The sequence below is a fragment of the Empedobacter sp. UBA3475 genome, from assembly GCF_002378465.1.
Classification (GTDB): Bacteria; Bacteroidota; Bacteroidia; order Flavobacteriales; family Weeksellaceae; genus Empedobacter; species Empedobacter falsenii_B.
In genome coordinates this window covers 159676-175774 of record NZ_DFRA01000009.1, presented here as the reverse complement: position 1 = coordinate 175774, position 16099 = coordinate 159676, and the positions used below count along the sequence as shown (strand labels likewise).

Genomic DNA, 16099 nt, shown 5'->3' with positions numbered 1-16099 from the left:
GAAATTATTGAAATAAGCTTAAATTGTATTGCTTTACCAAATCCAAAATCATATGATATCCAGCTGCGGAATTCCCATGTTCGTCAAGTGCAGGACTGAAAACGCCGATACCAATTTTGTTTGGAACGGAAACGGTAATTCCGCCACCAACGCCAGATTTACTTGGTAAACCAACGGTGCGTGAATATTTGCCACTAAATTCATACATTCCAGCAGTCAACATTTGAGATTGAATTAACTGTGAGATTTCTGGATTTTTATACGTTGCATCACCATCAAAACGTGTGCATTGATGCGCAAAGAAATAACCAATTTTAGCTAAATCTTCGGCAGTTACTTCGATAGAACATTGTTTGAAATAGTTGTTCAACTTTTCTTCATCACCTTCAATCAAGCCATTATTTTTCATCAAATAAAACATTCCACGATTTTTGTGTCCCGTTTCTTTTTCAGAATTATAAACGGATTTGCTATAATCTATCGAATTATTTTTGGTGATGTAGCGAACCATTTCAAGGATTTTTTTGAAAGGAATTTCACCTTCACCATCAATCATAGAAGTTGTTAAAATCGCACCAGCATTCATCATTGGATTCAGAGGTTTTCCTGTCGTTTCAAGGTTTGCGTAATGATTAAATGGTTTATCTGTTCCGAAATAACCCATTTTAGAAAATACATTTTTCTCCCCTTTTTCTGTAACAGCAATCATCAACGCAATGATTTTAGAAATACTTTGAATTGTAAATTTTTGATTGATATCGCCAACATTTATCACTTTACCATTTTCATTAACTACAGAAAAAGCAATTTTATCCGCTTGCATTTTTCCTAATTCTGGAATATAATCGGCAACTTTTCCTTCTTTGTAAAAAGCTTTATTTCTCTCAAGAATATCGTTTAATGTTTTTTCATTAATCTGTAAACTTCTCGAACTATTTTTTGACATATTTTGTCCATAAACAGTTTGATTAATTGGATTAAAACATGTTAAAGTAAGACTTAGAAGTAATGTTGAGAATGTATATCGTTTCATTTTATTTGATGTAAAACACAAACTTAAAAAATATTTGGTTGATTCGCCGAGATAAAATAGTTTTATATAAAATGTAGAATCTAAAATTTATAAAAAAATGAAATATTTCGTCCTATTGTTATCGAGTTTGTCTTTTGCGCAAACCTATCAAGTGATTAATGAGGAAAATTCGTCTGTTAGTTACCGAGGTTTGGCTTTTCAGGATGCAAAAACGTTTATTGTTTCTGGCTCAAAAAATACAATTGGTAAAACGATAGATGGTGGTAAAACATTTAGTTGGATTAACCCGAAAGTTGTTGAAAATAGAGATTTTAGAGATGTAGAAGTTTTAGGAAAAGATAACTATTTAGCTTTAGGAATTGATTCTCCTGCTTATGTTTTGCAAACGAAAGATGGCGGAAAATCATGGAATAAAGTGTATGAAAATAATGAAAAAGGTATTTTTTTAGATGCAATTTATGTGGATAAAACTTCGAAAAAGATTATTGTCTTGGGCGATCCAATGTCGCCAGATAAACCATTTGTATTAACGTCTTCGATTACTGATCCGACAAAATGGGAAGTTGCAAAATCGCTTCATGGTCAACCTTTGCGTTTAAAAAATCCGAAAGAAGCTTTTTTTGCTTCAAGTGGAAGTAATTTGTATGTAGATGCAAAGCAAACCTTGATTGTGACAGGAGGAGAGCTATCGAATTTATACTATTATACGCCAAAAGGTGGTCAAATGTATGCGTTAGAGAAAACAAAAAGTTCTACTTCTGGAATTAATGGAATGGCTTATGACGCAACAAATAATGTAGGATATTTGGTTGGTGGAGATTTTACAAAACCAGAAGATTCGAGCTATAATTTCTATAAATTTAAGTTGACAAATGGTAAAATTGCTTTTCAAGATTCATGGAAATATCCAACAGGATATAAATCTGGCGTAACAATTATTTCAAAAGATAAAGTCTTGGTTTGTGGATATTCTGGAGTGGATTATTCAGCAGATGGAGGACATAATTGGACAACTATTACACAAGATAGTTACAATACGTGTACAGTTTCGCCAGATAAGAAATATGTGATTTTGGTTGGGAATAAAGGAAAGATAGGAAAAGTTACGTTATAAAGATTTTCTAAAATTAAAATTAGATTAGAAATTGATTTTCAATTTTATAAATATTAGTTTCTTAGTAAATTTGAATAACCTAATACAATTCATAGTAAAGGGTGGTTAGTAGTTTTTTTAGTAAAAGTTCAGATATTTTTTATCTGAACTTTTTTCGTTAAAATTATTCTTAAAGTTGAGAATTAATTCTTCTTATGATTTCATAATCTTTAACTTTAATAAAATTCAATCTAAAAAATATTCAAAATGAAAAGAAGTGCAAAAGCAGTTTGGAATGGTTCGGTTACAGAAGGATCAGGAACATTAACCACACAAAGTACAGTATTAGATAATACGCAATATTCGTTCAAAAGTCGATTTGAAGAAGGAGTAGGAACAAACCCAGAAGAACTTCTGGCAGCGGCTCATGCAGGTTGTTTTACAATGAAAACTTCTGCATTACTTGGAGACGCAGGTTATACAGCAGAAAAATTAGAAACCGATTGTAAAATTGTTTTTGAAGGAGGAAAAGTTGTTCGATCAGAATTAAGTTTAACAGCAAGTATTCCTTCGATTACAGATGAAGAATTTCAGAAAATAGCAAAAGAGGCAGAAGAAACCTGTCCGATTAGTGTTTCATTTAGTTTCGAAAAAGTGTTGATTTCTGCAGTTTTAGTTGAATAAATTGATAGAATCAAAATAGAAAATCCAACAAATTACTTGTTGGATTTTTTGTTATTTCAAAACTGGAATTTCGATGTAAGAATCGTGATAAATTCGTTGTGTTTGTTTCAAGAAATCTTTCGCGGTTGCTTCATAAACATTCATAAATTGTTGCGGATTGCGGTCTGCTAAAGGAAACCATGTATTTTGAACTTGAATCATAATACGATGTCCTTTCTTGAAAGTATGTCCAACATCTGGCATAGAATACGTTACATTTGTTTTCAGATTAGGAACCATTGCTTCGGGTTTTTCAAAACTATTGCGGTATTTTCCTCGCATAATTTCGGCACGAATCAAATTTTGATATCCAGCCATCAATTTCCCATTATATTTTGGTGTATCTTCAGGAAAAACATCAATCAATTTTACTACATAATCAGCATCTGTTCCTGTTGATGAAACAAATAAATGATTTATAATTGGACCTGTGATTGTCATATCTTCCGTTAAAATATCGGTTTGATAAACCATAACATCAGGACGAGTTGACGCAAATCGTTGATCATCGACCATATATTCTCGTGGACGACTTTCTAAAACACCACCTTGATATGGAACAGGATTATTTGGATCTGCTACATATTCATCAAAACTTGTATTATTAGTCTGTTGAAAAGATATTTTTCCGTTGGCTTGCAAATACATTTTCTGAGTTGTCACATTCTTTGGTGGCCAAGTATCAAACTGTTTCCATTCGTTAGAACCTGTGATAAAGATTTGCGCTTCTGTCGGTTTGAAATTTCCTTTATCTTTTAAATAATAATTGAAAAAAGGTAATTCAATTTGTTGCTGATAATATTCACCTGTTGGCGTTCCAAACTGCATATCGCCAAACGTATCGGCTTTAGAGCGAACCCAACCACCATGAAACCATGGTCCAGCGACCAAAATATTTGTCGCATTCGGATTTTGCTTTTCAATTGCTTTATAAGTTTCAAAAGCACCATAAACATCCTCTGCGTCAAAGAAACCACCAACCGTCATCACAGCAGGTTTCACATTGGTAAGATGTGGCAAAGGATTTCTATCTTGCCAAAATTGATCATAATCAGGATGTGCAAACAAATCATTGTAGAATTTGATATTATCTTGAAAATATTTATCCTTCAATTCCTTTACAGATCCACCTTCTAAATAAAAACGGTAATTATCTTTGATTGGATATTCTAATGATTTTGGACCTTTATCTGGCGTAATTGGTTGCGGACGTTTTACACCAAATGACGACATAAATTTGAAAGAATCATTCAGAAATAATACACCATTGTGATGAAAATCGTCGCCTAAAAACCAATTCGTAACTGGTGCTTGTGGCGAAACAGCTTTCAAGGTTGGATGCGAATTAACTAAACTCATTGTTGAATAAAAACCAGGATAAGAAATTCCATAGATTCCAGCTTTTTGGTTGTAATTTTTCATGTTTTTTGCCAACCATTCCAATGTGTCGTACGTATCTGTACTTTCGTCAATCGCTTTTTTATTTTTCGTTTTATTAACAGGTCGTACATCTTCAAATTCACCCTCGCTCATCCATTTTCCTCTCACATCTTGGTACACGAAAATAAAACCTTCGCGCATTTCTGCAGGGAAATTTCCAAGCGATTTTTTATACTCATTTGCTCCATAAGGCGCTACGGTATAAGGTGTTCGATTAAGTAAAACAGGATATTTTTTGGTTTGATCTTTTGGCGTATAAATAGCCGTGAACAATTTCGTTCCATCTCGCATCGGAATCAATTGTTCGGTCTTTTCATAATGCTCTCTAACATAGGCAGAATCTGCTTTTGCAACTTGCGCATAGCTAATTCCACTCATCAAAATAAGACTAAGTAGAGTTGCTTTTTGAGTAAATTTTTTCACGTGTTTATCAATTTTACAATACTATAAATGTAAAAAACTTTTAAATTTTACACTTATAAATCGAATTATTTTCTACAAATGATTTCAATATCGATAAAGTTTTAATTATTTTTTATGAATTTGAAAATTCGAACACTTTTTTTGACTAAATTAGTTAGCCAAAATCAATTGAAATGAAGTTAACTGCAAAAGCAACAATTCAAATTCAGAAACCTAAAAATGAAGTTTTTGATGCGATTGTTAATCCAAATAAGATGAATCAATATTTTATCGCTTCTTCTACGGGTGCTATCGAAACTGGAAAAATTGTTGAATGGAAATTCCCTGAGTTTGATGATATTTTTCCTGTAATGGGAGGCGATTTAAAACAAGATGAATACATTTCGTTTGATTGGAGTGGCGGTGTTGATGATATGTTGGTGGAAATTTTTCTTGAAAAAGGAGAAAATGATTCGACAATTGTCAAAGTCATTGAACATGAAATGAATGATGATGAAGCTGGAATTAAGCAATTGATGGGACAAACAGAAGGTTGGGCTAATTTCTTGGCTTGTTTGAAAGCTTATCTCGAATATGGAATTAATTTGCGCAAAGGTGCTTTTGATTTTATGAAACCTTAAAAATGAACAAAAGACATACGTATGATCACAATCGAAACAATAATAAATGCTCCAATAGATCAAGTTTGGAAAGCTTTTAATTCTCCTGAAGATATTGTAAAATGGAATCAAGCTTCTGATGATTGGCATTGTCCGAAAGCAGAAAATGATTTGCAAGTTGGTGGAAAATTAAAGAGTACGATGGCTGCGAAAGATGGCAGTTTTCAATTCGAATTTGAAGCTAAATATGATGAAATCATTCCAAATAAATTTATTCGTTATTACATCGCAGATGGTCGTAAGGTTGAAATTAATTTTCATGAAGAAAATAATTTAACCAAAATCACAGAAAAATTTGAACCAGAAAGTCAAAATCCTACTGAAATGCAACAACAAGGTTGGCAAGCTATTTTGAATAGTTTCAAAAATTATGTTGAATCAAATCGATAAAAATAGTAGAAGATGGAAGAAAATAAATCGAAAATTGGTCAAATGGTTTGGGCTGATTTAACTGTTGAAAATTCGACTGAATTAAAAGATTTTTACAAAGAAGTGATTGGTTGGGAAGTCAAAAATGTTGCGATGAAAGATGGCGAAGAAGAATACAATGATTATGCAATGATGTCTTCTCCAGAAAATGCGGCTGGTGGAGTTTGTACGAAACGTGGTATGAATAAAGGAATTCCTTCTCAATGGATTATGTACATTAGTGTAGAAAATGTTGCGGAAAGTTTACAAAAAGCGTTGGAAATGGGAGGGAAATCTATTCATGAGATTAAAAATAAAGAAGGAAATCTTCAATTTGCAATTGTAGAAGATCCTGCTGGAGCTGTTTTTGGATTAGCAAATGCTTAAAATATGAAAAAAGTATCGTTTACAGAAGTAATTTATGCGCAGCCTAAACATGTGCATAAAGTAATGATTGCGCCAGATTCGTATAAAATTTGGACGAAATCGTTTAGTGAAACTTCAGATTTTAAAGGAGATTGGTCCGAAGGTTCTCATGTTTATTTCACTTATGATACCGAGAAAGGTTCGGCAGCGATGATTGCTACAATAGATGAAAATATTATTGGAAAATCAATCAAAATGCGTCATATAGGAAAGCTGAATGAAGAAGGTCAAGAAATTTTTGATGGACCAGAAATTGATGCGTGGAAAAATACAGAAGAAACCTATAAAATGGAAGATGTAGAAGGTCACACACGATTAACCTGTTCGGTGGAGATAGATGATCAGGTTTTTCCAGAAACTCAAGTCAGAGAAATGTGGATAAATGCACTGCGCAAACTGAAAGAGATTTGCGAAGATTAATTATGATGACAGATAATTTCACAACTATTGATGAATATATTCTTGGGTTTGATCAAGCTAAACAGGAGATTTTAGAAAACGTAAGAAAAATTATTCATGAAGCTGTACCAAGAGCAATGGAAACGATTAATTATAAAATGCCAACATTTCGTTTGAATGGAAATGTGATTCATTTTGCGATGTTCAAAAATCATGTAGGGATTTATCCTGGAGCAGAAACAATCGAACATTTTAAAAATGATTTAACCGATTATAAAACATCAAAAGGTACAATACAACTTCCTTTGGATAAAGTTTTACCGAAGAAATTATTGAGAGAAATTGTGTTGTATAAAGTTAGTTTGATGAAAGATCAGAAAGCTGAAGAATGGACGAAATACAATGGTAATTGGGCAGAAGCGAATGAGAAAATTCAACAAGTTGTAAATGAAACGGAACTTGTAAAAGAGTTTAAATGGGGTGGAGATATTTATACGTTTAACAAGAAAAATGTGTTGGCATTTAGTGGTTTCAAAAATCATTTTGCGTTGTGGTTTCACAATGGCGTTTTCTTGAAAGATCAATATAAAGTTTTGGTGAATGCGAATGAAGAAAAAACGAAAGCTTTGCGTCAATGGAGATTTAATTCTGCCGATGAAATTGATGTCGAAAAAGTAAGAGAATATGTCTTAGAAGCGATTCAATTGGTGAAAGACGGAAAGGAAATAAAACCTCAAAAATCTGTACCAAAAGAAGTTGATGGGATTTTGAAAGAAACTCTAAATCAAAACAATAAATTATTTACTTCATTTAAAGCTTTAACTTCAGGAAGACAAAAAGAATACATCGAATATATTGATGAAGCAAAACAAGAGAAAACGAAAATTTCTCGCATCGAAAAAATAAAACCTATGATTTTAGAAGGAAAAGGTTTGAATGATAAATATCGAAAATAATGCAATATGAAGTCGCAAATTTAGAAGAATATTTAACGTCAATTCCAGTAGAAAGAAAAGAAGCTGTTGAGAAATTAATTAAAATTTTGGCAGATAAATTACCCACTGGTTTCGAGTTGCAGTTGAGCTATGGTCATCTTGGGTTTGTTGTACCGTTTTCACTTTATCCGAATGGTTATCATTGCGATCCGAAATCACCGTTGCCGTTTATCAATATTGCTTCTCAAAAGAATTTCATTGCGTTATATCACATGGGAATTTATATGGACAATAAATTGCTGAATTGGTTTGTTGATGAATATCCAAAATACTCAAAACGTAAATTAGATATGGGAAAAAGTTGTATTCGTTTCAAAAAAGTAGAGGATATTCCGTTTGAATTAATCGGAGAATTAGCGCAAAAAATTACGCCACAACAATGGATAGAAAATTATGAAAAAGTACTACTTAATCGAAAAAAATAAATCATGTCACAAATCGATAAATTTTTAAAAAAATTAGAAAAAAATAATAACCGCGAATGGTTTACAGAACATAAAGTTGAATTTGATACAGCGAAAGCTGAAGCAGATTCAATTTTCAATGTGATTTACCAAGAATTAAGTAAAAAGGAAGAATTAGAACCGCTTAAAATTTATAGAATTTATAGAGATGTTCGTTTTTCTCATGATAAAACTCCTTATAAAACTCATTTTTCTGCGCAAACAGGTCGCAAAAAGCCACTTAATAGAGGTGGGTATTATTTCCATATTCAACCGAATCATAATTTTATAGGTGTTGGTTTTTGGGGACCAGAGCGCGATGATTTGCTTCGTATTAGAAAAGATATTGAAGTTTCGGATGAATTAGCGAAGATTCTTCAATCCAAAACAATTATGAATGAGTTTGGAGAAATGCAAGGAGAAGAAGTGAAATCTGCTCCAAAAGGTTTTTCGAAAGATCATGAGCGAATTGAATTGTTGCGTAAAAAGCAATATTTATTTATCAAGAATTTCACGGATGAAGAAGTTTTAGCAAAAGATTTTCCGCAGAAAGTGGCGAAATCAATTCAGGTTCTTCAACCATTTTTGAATTATATGACAGAGGTTTTAACAACCGATGAAAATGGTCAACCATTATATTAAAAAAATAATCACAAAAAAACACTATATTATGGCTAAAGTACACGCTTACTTAAATTTTAACGGAGATTGCGAAAAGGCATTTCAGTTTTATGAAACTGTTTTTGAAACGCAAAATATTGGGATGTATAAAATGGTAGATATGCCGCCAAATCCAGAATTTCAGATTCCAGAAAGTGCAAAGGATAAAGTTTCGCATGTGGCATTGTTTATTAATGAAACAACAATGTTAATGGGTTCTGATATTATTGAAGAATTTGGACATCAATACAAAGCTGGAAATAATAATTACATTATGCTTGATGTTGATAATCCCGCAGAAGCGCATCAATTATATGATCGTCTTTCGGTAAATGCAAAATCGTTAGAAATGCCTTTGGCTGAGCAGTTTTTTGCTGAGCTTTATGCGTCTTTTATTGATCAATTTGGAACACCTTGGATGATTCATTTCGAAGGAAATAAAGCGCATTCGATGTAAAATATAGTTTAAGAATAAAACATAAAACCTCTCAACTTGAGAGGTTTTTGTTTACTATACATTTACGTTCGTTGCTTGTAACATAAGTTGATGAAGATCTGTATTTTTTACAAATGGCTTCAACAAATCACTTCCTGGTCCATACATAGCTAATTCTACATAATCGCCCGAGTGATCCATACTTATCCAACCTACATTGTTGTGTTTTTTCTGAATTTCAGAGAAAAATTTGAACGGAAGCTTTTTGAAATTATATAATCCTTCTTCTTTATCCAAACCTTTGTAAAAATCTAACATATGTTTTGCTTCATCATCAGTTAAACTAAAACCATTTGTTTCGACAATCCAATCTTTGATTTCTTGTATATTAAAATCTTCGTGAATTTCATTCAAAATATGTTCGTTGGTATATTTATAATTAACAATACTTTCAAATTTTTTGTTTACATCAGCTCCATAAATAGTTCCTGGATTTGCATTTCCGTGATCAGTTGTGATGATAACTAACGTATTTCCATCCTTTTCAGCAAAATCCATTACAGTTTTGATTGTTTCATCAAATGCAATTTGATCATTTATTAATCCTGCAACATCATTTGCATGTGCCGCCCAATCCACTTTTCCAGCTTCTACTTGCAATACAAAACCATTTTGATAATCTTTCAAATTATCAATCGCAACCTTAGTCATTTCGGCAAGTGTAGGAATAGATTTATTTTTTGAGAGATTTTTATGATCGATTGCGTAAGGAATTGCTCCAGTATTGAAAATACCTAATAGAGATTTATTGTTTTGAGATTTTCCTAATTCCTCCTTTGTTTTCGCAATTTGATAGCCTTTATTTTTATAAATAGCATACAAATCTTTCTTGTCTTCTCTTTTGGATGAATTAAAAAACTCATCACCACCACCTAATAAAACATCAATGCCAATTTCGGCATATTTTTCAGCTATCTCTGGTTCTGCATTTCTACTTGCAGAATTTATACAAAAACCAGCTGGAGTGGCATGAGTAATAGTAACTGTAGTCACACACCCTGTTCTTTTACCCGCTTTTTTGAACTTTTGCCAAATCGGAACATGATGTTCTCCATTCGTGCTAATATTTAATACGCCATTTTTCACACGAATTCCACCTCCAAAAGCTGAACTTGCAGCAGCTGAATCGGTAACAATAGAACTTGCAGAAGCGGTGTCCATTAAAGCTCTTTTTACTTTATTTTCTTCATAAAGATTTATCCAATTACCATTTTTTCCATGCAATTGTATGTTGTACAAATTAGCCATAGCAAGAGTTCCGGAACTCATTCCATCACTTATCATAAAAATAATATTCTTTGCAGAATTTGTAGAAAGATTAGGTTTGATTTTATTTTGAGCAAATAAATCGAAAGGATTTAGAATTAAGCCTGTAGAAATTAATGCCGATCCTCTAAGAAATTTACGTCTATCCATTTTATTATTTTTGTAAATGAATAGATTATTTCTGAGAAGTGTTTTAGCTTATTGTTAAATCTTATTAATGATACAATCTAAATCCTAATTTCAGGCATATATTGGCGTGTTTATCAAACAATGCATGTACAAGCTCTTCTTCGTCATCAATTTCTTTTGCTAAACAAAAATAATATTGATCTAAAATTGTACTCAAAATTGGAGAAGGGTTTACATATCCAGATAAGGCTTTTGCTCCTGTAACATCAATAAAATATTGAAAACTTTCGTCTTCCAAATTTAAACTCATTGTATTTGCAAAATGAACAATTTTATCGGTTAGTTTTCCTTGAAAAATTTCTGCTACTTCTTCCAAACTATAGTAATAATCATCAATTTGAATTTGATTTCCTTCGCCTTCAAAAACTAAATAAATGATTTTATAATCTCTAAAATATTTATCATGATAAAGAAGATTGGTCAAACTTTCTTCGAAACCTTCAAAGCTATCAGTCGTTTTATAAACATTTGTAATCTGAAATTCTCGAGCCAAATGTTCCAAAAATTCCAATAATTGCGAATCATTTTGCTCTTCAATATCTGCTACAGATTCCAAACAAAACAATTTGAAATCATCTTCGTCTTCAGTTCGTATAATATCCTTCATCTATTTTACTATTTTTCAAAGGTAAGATGTAATTTTTAAATGATTAAAATCACGCGAACAATGATTAATATTTATTAATTTAGAATTATTCTATATAAATAAATTTAATGAAAAATAATATTGATTTACAAAATCTTGCGGAACAATTGAGTTGTCCAAATGGAGACGAAGGAATTGAAGTTGGTGAGCAAATGAATGAAAGTAATTTTGGTATGATAAAAACGACAATAGATCATTTACAATTACAAAATAAAGAACAAATATTAGAGTTAGGTCATGGAAATTGTAAGCATTTACCTTATGTATTAAATCAAGCAAAGGATTTAGAATATATTGGTTTAGAACTTTCACAGGTCATGAAAAATAGTGCTATCACGAACAATTCTGATTATTTGAATGCAAATATTAGATTTGAAATAATTATGGATGAAAGAATTCATTTTTATGAAAAACGTTTTGATAAAATTTTCACAGTGAATACAATCTATTTTTGGAAAAATCCTAAATTTTTCTTGAGTGAAATTTATAGAGTCTTGAAATTCAATGGGGAATTTGCTCTTACTTTTGCTAAAAAGGAATTTATGGAAACTTTACCTTTTACTCAATTTGGCTTCAATTTATACACAGAAGACGAAGTGATAAAACTATTGAAATCAGCTAAATTTTCTATTGAAAATAGAAAAACATTTTCAGAAAGTGTAATTAGCAAAGCTGGCGAAAAAGTTGAAAGAGAGTATAGTATAATTATTGCAAAAAAATAAAATGATTTTTATTGATAATAAACTTAATTTTTTTGAGAAAAGAATGAGTAAATAATTTCTAAAGTAGAAAGAATTAGCAGAAATTTGTATCCTTATTTCAAGAATATGAAACAACCACAAAGAGTATTCGATTTATCTCGATTTCAAGAAAAAAATACACCTAACATTTCGATTTTTAATTACAAAGAAAAAGGAGAATGGAAGGGAATTTCGACAACAGATTTTATCAATCGAGTAAATAATATTTCGAAAGGTTTGATTGCAAATGGTGTTCAACAAAATGATAAAGTTGCGTTAATCAGCGAAAATCGTTTAGAATGGAATTTAGTAGATTTTGCAATTCAGCAAATTGGAGCTGTTGTTGTGGCAATTTATCCCAATATTTCGGATAATGATTACGAATTTATTCTAAATGATGCCGAAATCAAACTTTGTTTTGTGAGCAATGATGCGTTGTATCAACGATTATTAGGAATCAAAGATCGTATTCCAAATCTTGAACAAGTTTATACATTTAATACTTATCCGCATACACCAAATTGGATTGAGCTAATTTCGAAAGGAATTTCTATTTCTGATGAGGTTTTACAAACGAAGATGGACAATGTAAAACCAACTGATTTAGCAACTCTTATTTATACTTCTGGAACAACAGGAAACCCGAAAGGCGTTATGCTTTCTCACGAAAATTTATTGGCTGATGTCAATAGTTCCGAATATTCTTTTCCTGTAAAAGCGTATGATAAAGCGTTGTCTTTTTTACCTGCTTGTCATGCGTATGAACGCGTCTTTCAATACGTGTACATCAAAATGGGATTACCAATCTATTTTGCACAATCAATGGATACGATTGGGCAAGATATGAAAGAAGTTCAACCACATATTTTTTCGGCTGTTCCACGTGTTTTAGAGAAAGTTTACGATAAAATAATGGCGACTGGAGAACAATTGACAGGAGTAAAAAGAGCTTTATTCTTTTGGGCAATTTCGTTAGGAGAACAGTATGATTTAGACGAATCAAAACTTTCTGCTTGGTATAAATTTCAATTAAACATTGCTCGAAAATTAATTTTTTCGAAATGGAAAGCGGCGCTTGGCGGTAATGTCAAAGGAATTGCATCGGGAAGTGCAACTTTACAAACTCGTTTATTAAAATTGTATTTAGCAGCCGGAATTCCAATTTACGAAGGTTATGGTTTAACAGAAGCTGGACCTTGTTTATCTGTAAATTGTATCAAACGTGGAATGAAAATCGGAACCGTTGGTATTCCTTTGATTGATATTGAGATTAAATTAGCTGAAGATGGAGAAATCTTAGCAAAAGGTAAAAATATCATGCAAGGATATTATAAAAATTCTGAGGCGACGGCTGAGGTTTTGAAAGATGGTTGGTTGTATACGGGCGATATTGGAGAATGGGTTGATGATAAATTCTTAAAAATTATCGATCGTAAAAAAGAAATGTTCAAAACTTCTGGAGGAAAATATGTTGTGCCACAACAAATTGAGAAAATTCTTTCAGAATCTAATTATATCGAACAAATTATGGTAGTTGGAGAAGGACGAAAATTCCCTGCTGCTTTGGTTATTCCTTCTTATGAAAACTGTATTGATTGGGCAAAAGCAAATGAATCTTCATTGATTAATTTACCTCGTGAAGAGTTTTTAACGCATCCAAAAATTTATGAATTGATAGGAAATGAAATCAATAAATTAAATGTCAATTTTGGAAATTGGGAAAAAATTAAAAAATTTCATTTACTGCCTTATGAATTTACAATTGAAGCTGGAGAATTAACGCCAACTTTGAAGATGAAACGTAAAATCATTTCAGAAAAATATAAAAAAGAAATTGACGGAATTTATCAATAAAAACATCAATTTTTTAGAAAAATAACGAAGCAAGATTTTTATTAATCTTGCTTTTTTCGTGAAATAAAACTGATTTATGAAAATTTTGCACCAAATTTGCACTCTTTTTTATAAAGTTTAGTATTTAAAAAATGAATAATCCTACACGAATTTTTGACTTAGCTTATCGTCAACAAGAACTTTACCCCAATCATAATATGTTTGCAAGTAAAATTGATGGCGAATGGAAGTTTACAAAACCAGCCGAATTTATTGCGCAAACAAGAGAAATTTCGAAAGGTTTATTAGCTCTGGGAGTTAAACCTGGCGATCGAGTAGGACTTGTGTGCGAAAGCCGCTATGAATGGCATGTGATTGATTTTGCAATTCAGCAAATTGGTGCGGTTGTGGTAGCGATTTATCCAAATATTACAGATTTTGAATATCAATTTATCTTCAATGATGCCGAAATACAATTGTGTATTGTAAGTACAAAAAATTTGTATGAACGTATCAATAATATGTTTGGGACAATTTATAGTTTAGAATATGTTTTTGCAATTAATGAGTTCCCAGATTCTAGAAATTGGTCAGAATTAAAAGAAATTGGAAAAGATATAACAGACGAATATGTAAATAATCTTAGTTCAATTGTTCGAAATTCAGATTTAGCAACTTTAATTTATACGTCTGGAACAACAGGAAAACCGAAAGGTGTAATGTTGTCTCATAATAATTTGGTTTCGAATTTTATTGCGGCAAAAGAAATTGTTGTGTTAGAAGAAGGAACAAGAGGTTTGACTTTTTTACCGCCTTGTCATACATACGAAAGAACTGTAATTTATACCTATTTATATATTGGTGTAACGGTTTATTTCGCCGAAGGTTTTGAAAAAATTGGTGATAATATCAATGAAGTACAACCTCATATCATGACTGCTGTTCCTCGAGTGATGGAAAAAGTTTATGAGAAAATCCTAAAAACAGGTAGCGCTTTAACAGGAAAAAAACGAAAAGTTTTTGATTGGGCGATTAATATTGCTTCTCAATATGAACCTGATGCGAAGAAACGATCTTTGGTGTATAATGTGAAGTTAGCTTTAGCTCGAAAATTAGTTTTGAATAAATTTTATGAAGCGTTAGGAGGTAATTTCAAATATATTATTTCGGGAAGTGCTTCGTTGCAAGGTAAAATTGCGCGTGTTTTTATGGCGGCTGGATTACCATTTTTTGAAGGATATGGAATGACGGAAACTTCGCCTTTAATCACTGTAAATAATCCGCATAAATTAGGTGTTCGAATAGGGACTGTGGGTTCACCAATAAAAGATGTTAAGGTAAAATTAGCCGAAGATGGAGAAATTTTGGTTCAAGGTCCTAATGTGATGATGGGCTATTATAAAAATCAAAAAGCGACCGATGAGGTCATTATTGATGGATGGTTGCACACAGGTGATATTGGAGTTTGGGAGGAAGGAGAAGGTCATTTCTTGAAAATCATTGATCGTAAAAAGGAAATGTTCAAAATTTCTGGTGGAAAATATGTTGTTCCTCAACCAATTGAAACAAAACTTGTCGAATCAAATTTTATTGAGCAAGCAATGGTTGTTGGTGATGCGCAAAAATTTGCGTCAGCTTTTATTGTTCCGAATTATGCAAATCTGAAAGAATGGGCAAAAGAAAATGCACCTGAAATTAGTAATCTTTCTCGCGATGAATTCATAGCATCTACAGAAGTTCATAAAGTAATTAATCAAGAAGTTCGTAAAGCAAATCAGTTTTTTGGAAATTGGGAACAGATTAAGAAACCAGCAATTTTAGCGCATGAATTTACGATTGAAGGTGAAGAATTAACTCCAACTTTGAAATTAAAACGTAAAGTTATTCTAAAGAAATATCAGAAAGAATTCGAAGAAATTTATAAATAAAAAAATCCCTCAATTCATAATGAGTTGAGGGATTTTTTTATGGATTCATTCTTTCGTTAGTATAACCACGAATCACAGTATAATCTACTTTTTCAATACTATCCATAAAAGAAGCGTTATCGGTATATATAATAAAATCTACTTTCTCTTAGCTATTTCCATGAGTTTCAAATTCATTATAAAGTGAATTAACTTGAAGTTTACCATTATTCTCTCTTAAGAATAATTCAAAAAATGAATCATTTTCTCCTTTTGGAATAAAATAATTAGTTGGTAAATGTTTACAATCACAATTATCA

The 16099-nt window shown here is 31.6% G+C and carries 17 protein-coding genes; 13 read left to right on the top strand and 4 right to left on the bottom strand.

Going from position 1 to position 16099, the window contains the following annotated elements; translation table 11 throughout:
• Nucleotides 1-4: 4 nt before the first annotated feature.
• A complete protein-coding gene (gene glsA, locus B3I31_RS02790; RefSeq protein WP_371875726.1) occupies nucleotides 5-946 on the bottom strand; it encodes a glutaminase A in 942 nt (313 codons plus the stop codon).
• A 184-nt stretch (nucleotides 947-1130) separates the two neighbouring features.
• On the opposite strand from glsA, the gene B3I31_RS02785 reads away from it, so the two are divergent.
• A complete protein-coding gene (locus tag B3I31_RS02785; protein ID WP_219033968.1) occupies nucleotides 1131-2147 on the top strand; it encodes a YCF48-related protein in 1017 nt (338 codons plus the stop codon).
• Nucleotides 2148-2393: 246 nt separating this feature from the next.
• A complete protein-coding gene (locus B3I31_RS02780) occupies nucleotides 2394-2810 on the top strand; it encodes an OsmC family peroxiredoxin (RefSeq protein WP_115000360.1) in 417 nt (138 codons plus the stop codon).
• A 51-nt stretch (nucleotides 2811-2861) separates the two neighbouring features.
• On the opposite strand, the gene B3I31_RS02775 is transcribed toward B3I31_RS02780, so the two are convergent.
• On the bottom strand, nucleotides 2862-4667 hold the full coding sequence (locus tag B3I31_RS02775; protein WP_219034004.1) for a CocE/NonD family hydrolase: 1806 nt from the start codon (nucleotides 4665-4667) through the stop codon (nucleotides 2862-2864).
• A gap of 218 nt (nucleotides 4668-4885) precedes the next feature.
• Here B3I31_RS02775 and B3I31_RS02770 point away from each other — a divergent pair, with 218 nt between their 5' ends.
• The 8 genes from B3I31_RS02770 to B3I31_RS02735 are packed head-to-tail and all read left to right on the top strand — an operon-like array spanning nucleotide 4886 to nucleotide 9159.
• Nucleotides 4886-5332: an SRPBCC domain-containing protein gene (locus B3I31_RS02770; RefSeq protein WP_219033967.1), complete on the top strand. Its 447-nt coding sequence runs from the start codon at nucleotides 4886-4888 to the stop codon at nucleotides 5330-5332.
• 21 nt (nucleotides 5333-5353) lie between these two features.
• The gene (locus B3I31_RS02765) at nucleotides 5354-5761 is read left to right on the top strand and encodes an SRPBCC family protein (RefSeq protein WP_125350071.1); all 408 of its coding nucleotides are present in this window, start codon (nucleotides 5354-5356) and stop codon (nucleotides 5759-5761) included.
• 12 nt (nucleotides 5762-5773) lie between these two features.
• Nucleotides 5774-6166 carry a VOC family protein gene (locus B3I31_RS02760; protein WP_125350072.1) on the top strand — a complete coding sequence of 131 codons (393 nt, stop codon included), beginning with the start codon at nucleotides 5774-5776 and terminating at the stop codon, nucleotides 6164-6166.
• Nucleotides 6167-6169: 3 nt separating this feature from the next.
• A complete protein-coding gene (locus B3I31_RS02755) occupies nucleotides 6170-6625 on the top strand; it encodes an SRPBCC domain-containing protein (protein WP_125350073.1) in 456 nt (151 codons plus the stop codon).
• Nucleotides 6626-6627: 2 nt separating this feature from the next.
• Nucleotides 6628-7560, top strand: coding sequence for a DUF1801 domain-containing protein (locus tag B3I31_RS02750; RefSeq protein WP_291059971.1), 933 nt, complete (start codon nucleotides 6628-6630; stop codon nucleotides 7558-7560).
• Nucleotides 7560-8024 carry a DUF1801 domain-containing protein gene (locus tag B3I31_RS02745; RefSeq protein WP_038330627.1) on the top strand — a complete coding sequence of 155 codons (465 nt, stop codon included), beginning with the start codon at nucleotides 7560-7562 and terminating at the stop codon, nucleotides 8022-8024. The genes B3I31_RS02750 and B3I31_RS02745 overlap by 1 nt, the downstream gene beginning before the upstream one ends.
• A 3-nt stretch (nucleotides 8025-8027) precedes the next feature.
• Entirely contained in the window at nucleotides 8028-8684 is a 657-nt protein-coding gene (locus B3I31_RS02740; RefSeq protein WP_038330630.1) for a DUF2461 domain-containing protein, read from the top strand.
• A 28-nt stretch (nucleotides 8685-8712) separates the two neighbouring features.
• Nucleotides 8713-9159 (top strand): VOC family protein, encoded by a 447-nt coding sequence (locus B3I31_RS02735; protein ID WP_280050962.1) that lies wholly within the window; start codon nucleotides 8713-8715, stop codon nucleotides 9157-9159.
• Nucleotides 9160-9213: 54 nt separating this feature from the next.
• On the opposite strand, the gene B3I31_RS02730 is transcribed toward B3I31_RS02735, so the two are convergent.
• Both B3I31_RS02730 and B3I31_RS02725 read right to left on the bottom strand, forming a co-directional pair.
• Entirely contained in the window at nucleotides 9214-10614 is a 1401-nt protein-coding gene (locus tag B3I31_RS02730) for an alkaline phosphatase (RefSeq protein WP_291087463.1), read from the bottom strand.
• 64 nt (nucleotides 10615-10678) lie between these two features.
• Nucleotides 10679-11260 (bottom strand): DUF6642 family protein, encoded by a 582-nt coding sequence (locus B3I31_RS02725; protein ID WP_219033962.1) that lies wholly within the window; start codon nucleotides 11258-11260, stop codon nucleotides 10679-10681.
• A 107-nt stretch (nucleotides 11261-11367) separates the two neighbouring features.
• Between B3I31_RS02725 and B3I31_RS02720 the strand changes: the two genes are divergently transcribed.
• From B3I31_RS02720 to B3I31_RS02710, 3 genes are all read left to right on the top strand, one after another.
• Nucleotides 11368-12021, top strand: coding sequence for a class I SAM-dependent methyltransferase (locus B3I31_RS02720; RefSeq protein WP_221855054.1), 654 nt, complete (start codon nucleotides 11368-11370; stop codon nucleotides 12019-12021).
• A 105-nt stretch (nucleotides 12022-12126) separates the two neighbouring features.
• On the top strand, nucleotides 12127-13893 hold the full coding sequence (locus B3I31_RS02715; protein ID WP_291048521.1) for an AMP-dependent synthetase/ligase: 1767 nt from the start codon (nucleotides 12127-12129) through the stop codon (nucleotides 13891-13893).
• Nucleotides 13894-14024: 131 nt separating this feature from the next.
• Nucleotides 14025-15800, top strand: coding sequence for an AMP-dependent synthetase/ligase (locus tag B3I31_RS02710; RefSeq protein WP_291048518.1), 1776 nt, complete (start codon nucleotides 14025-14027; stop codon nucleotides 15798-15800).
• The last annotated feature ends 299 nt before the right edge of the window (nucleotides 15801-16099 follow it).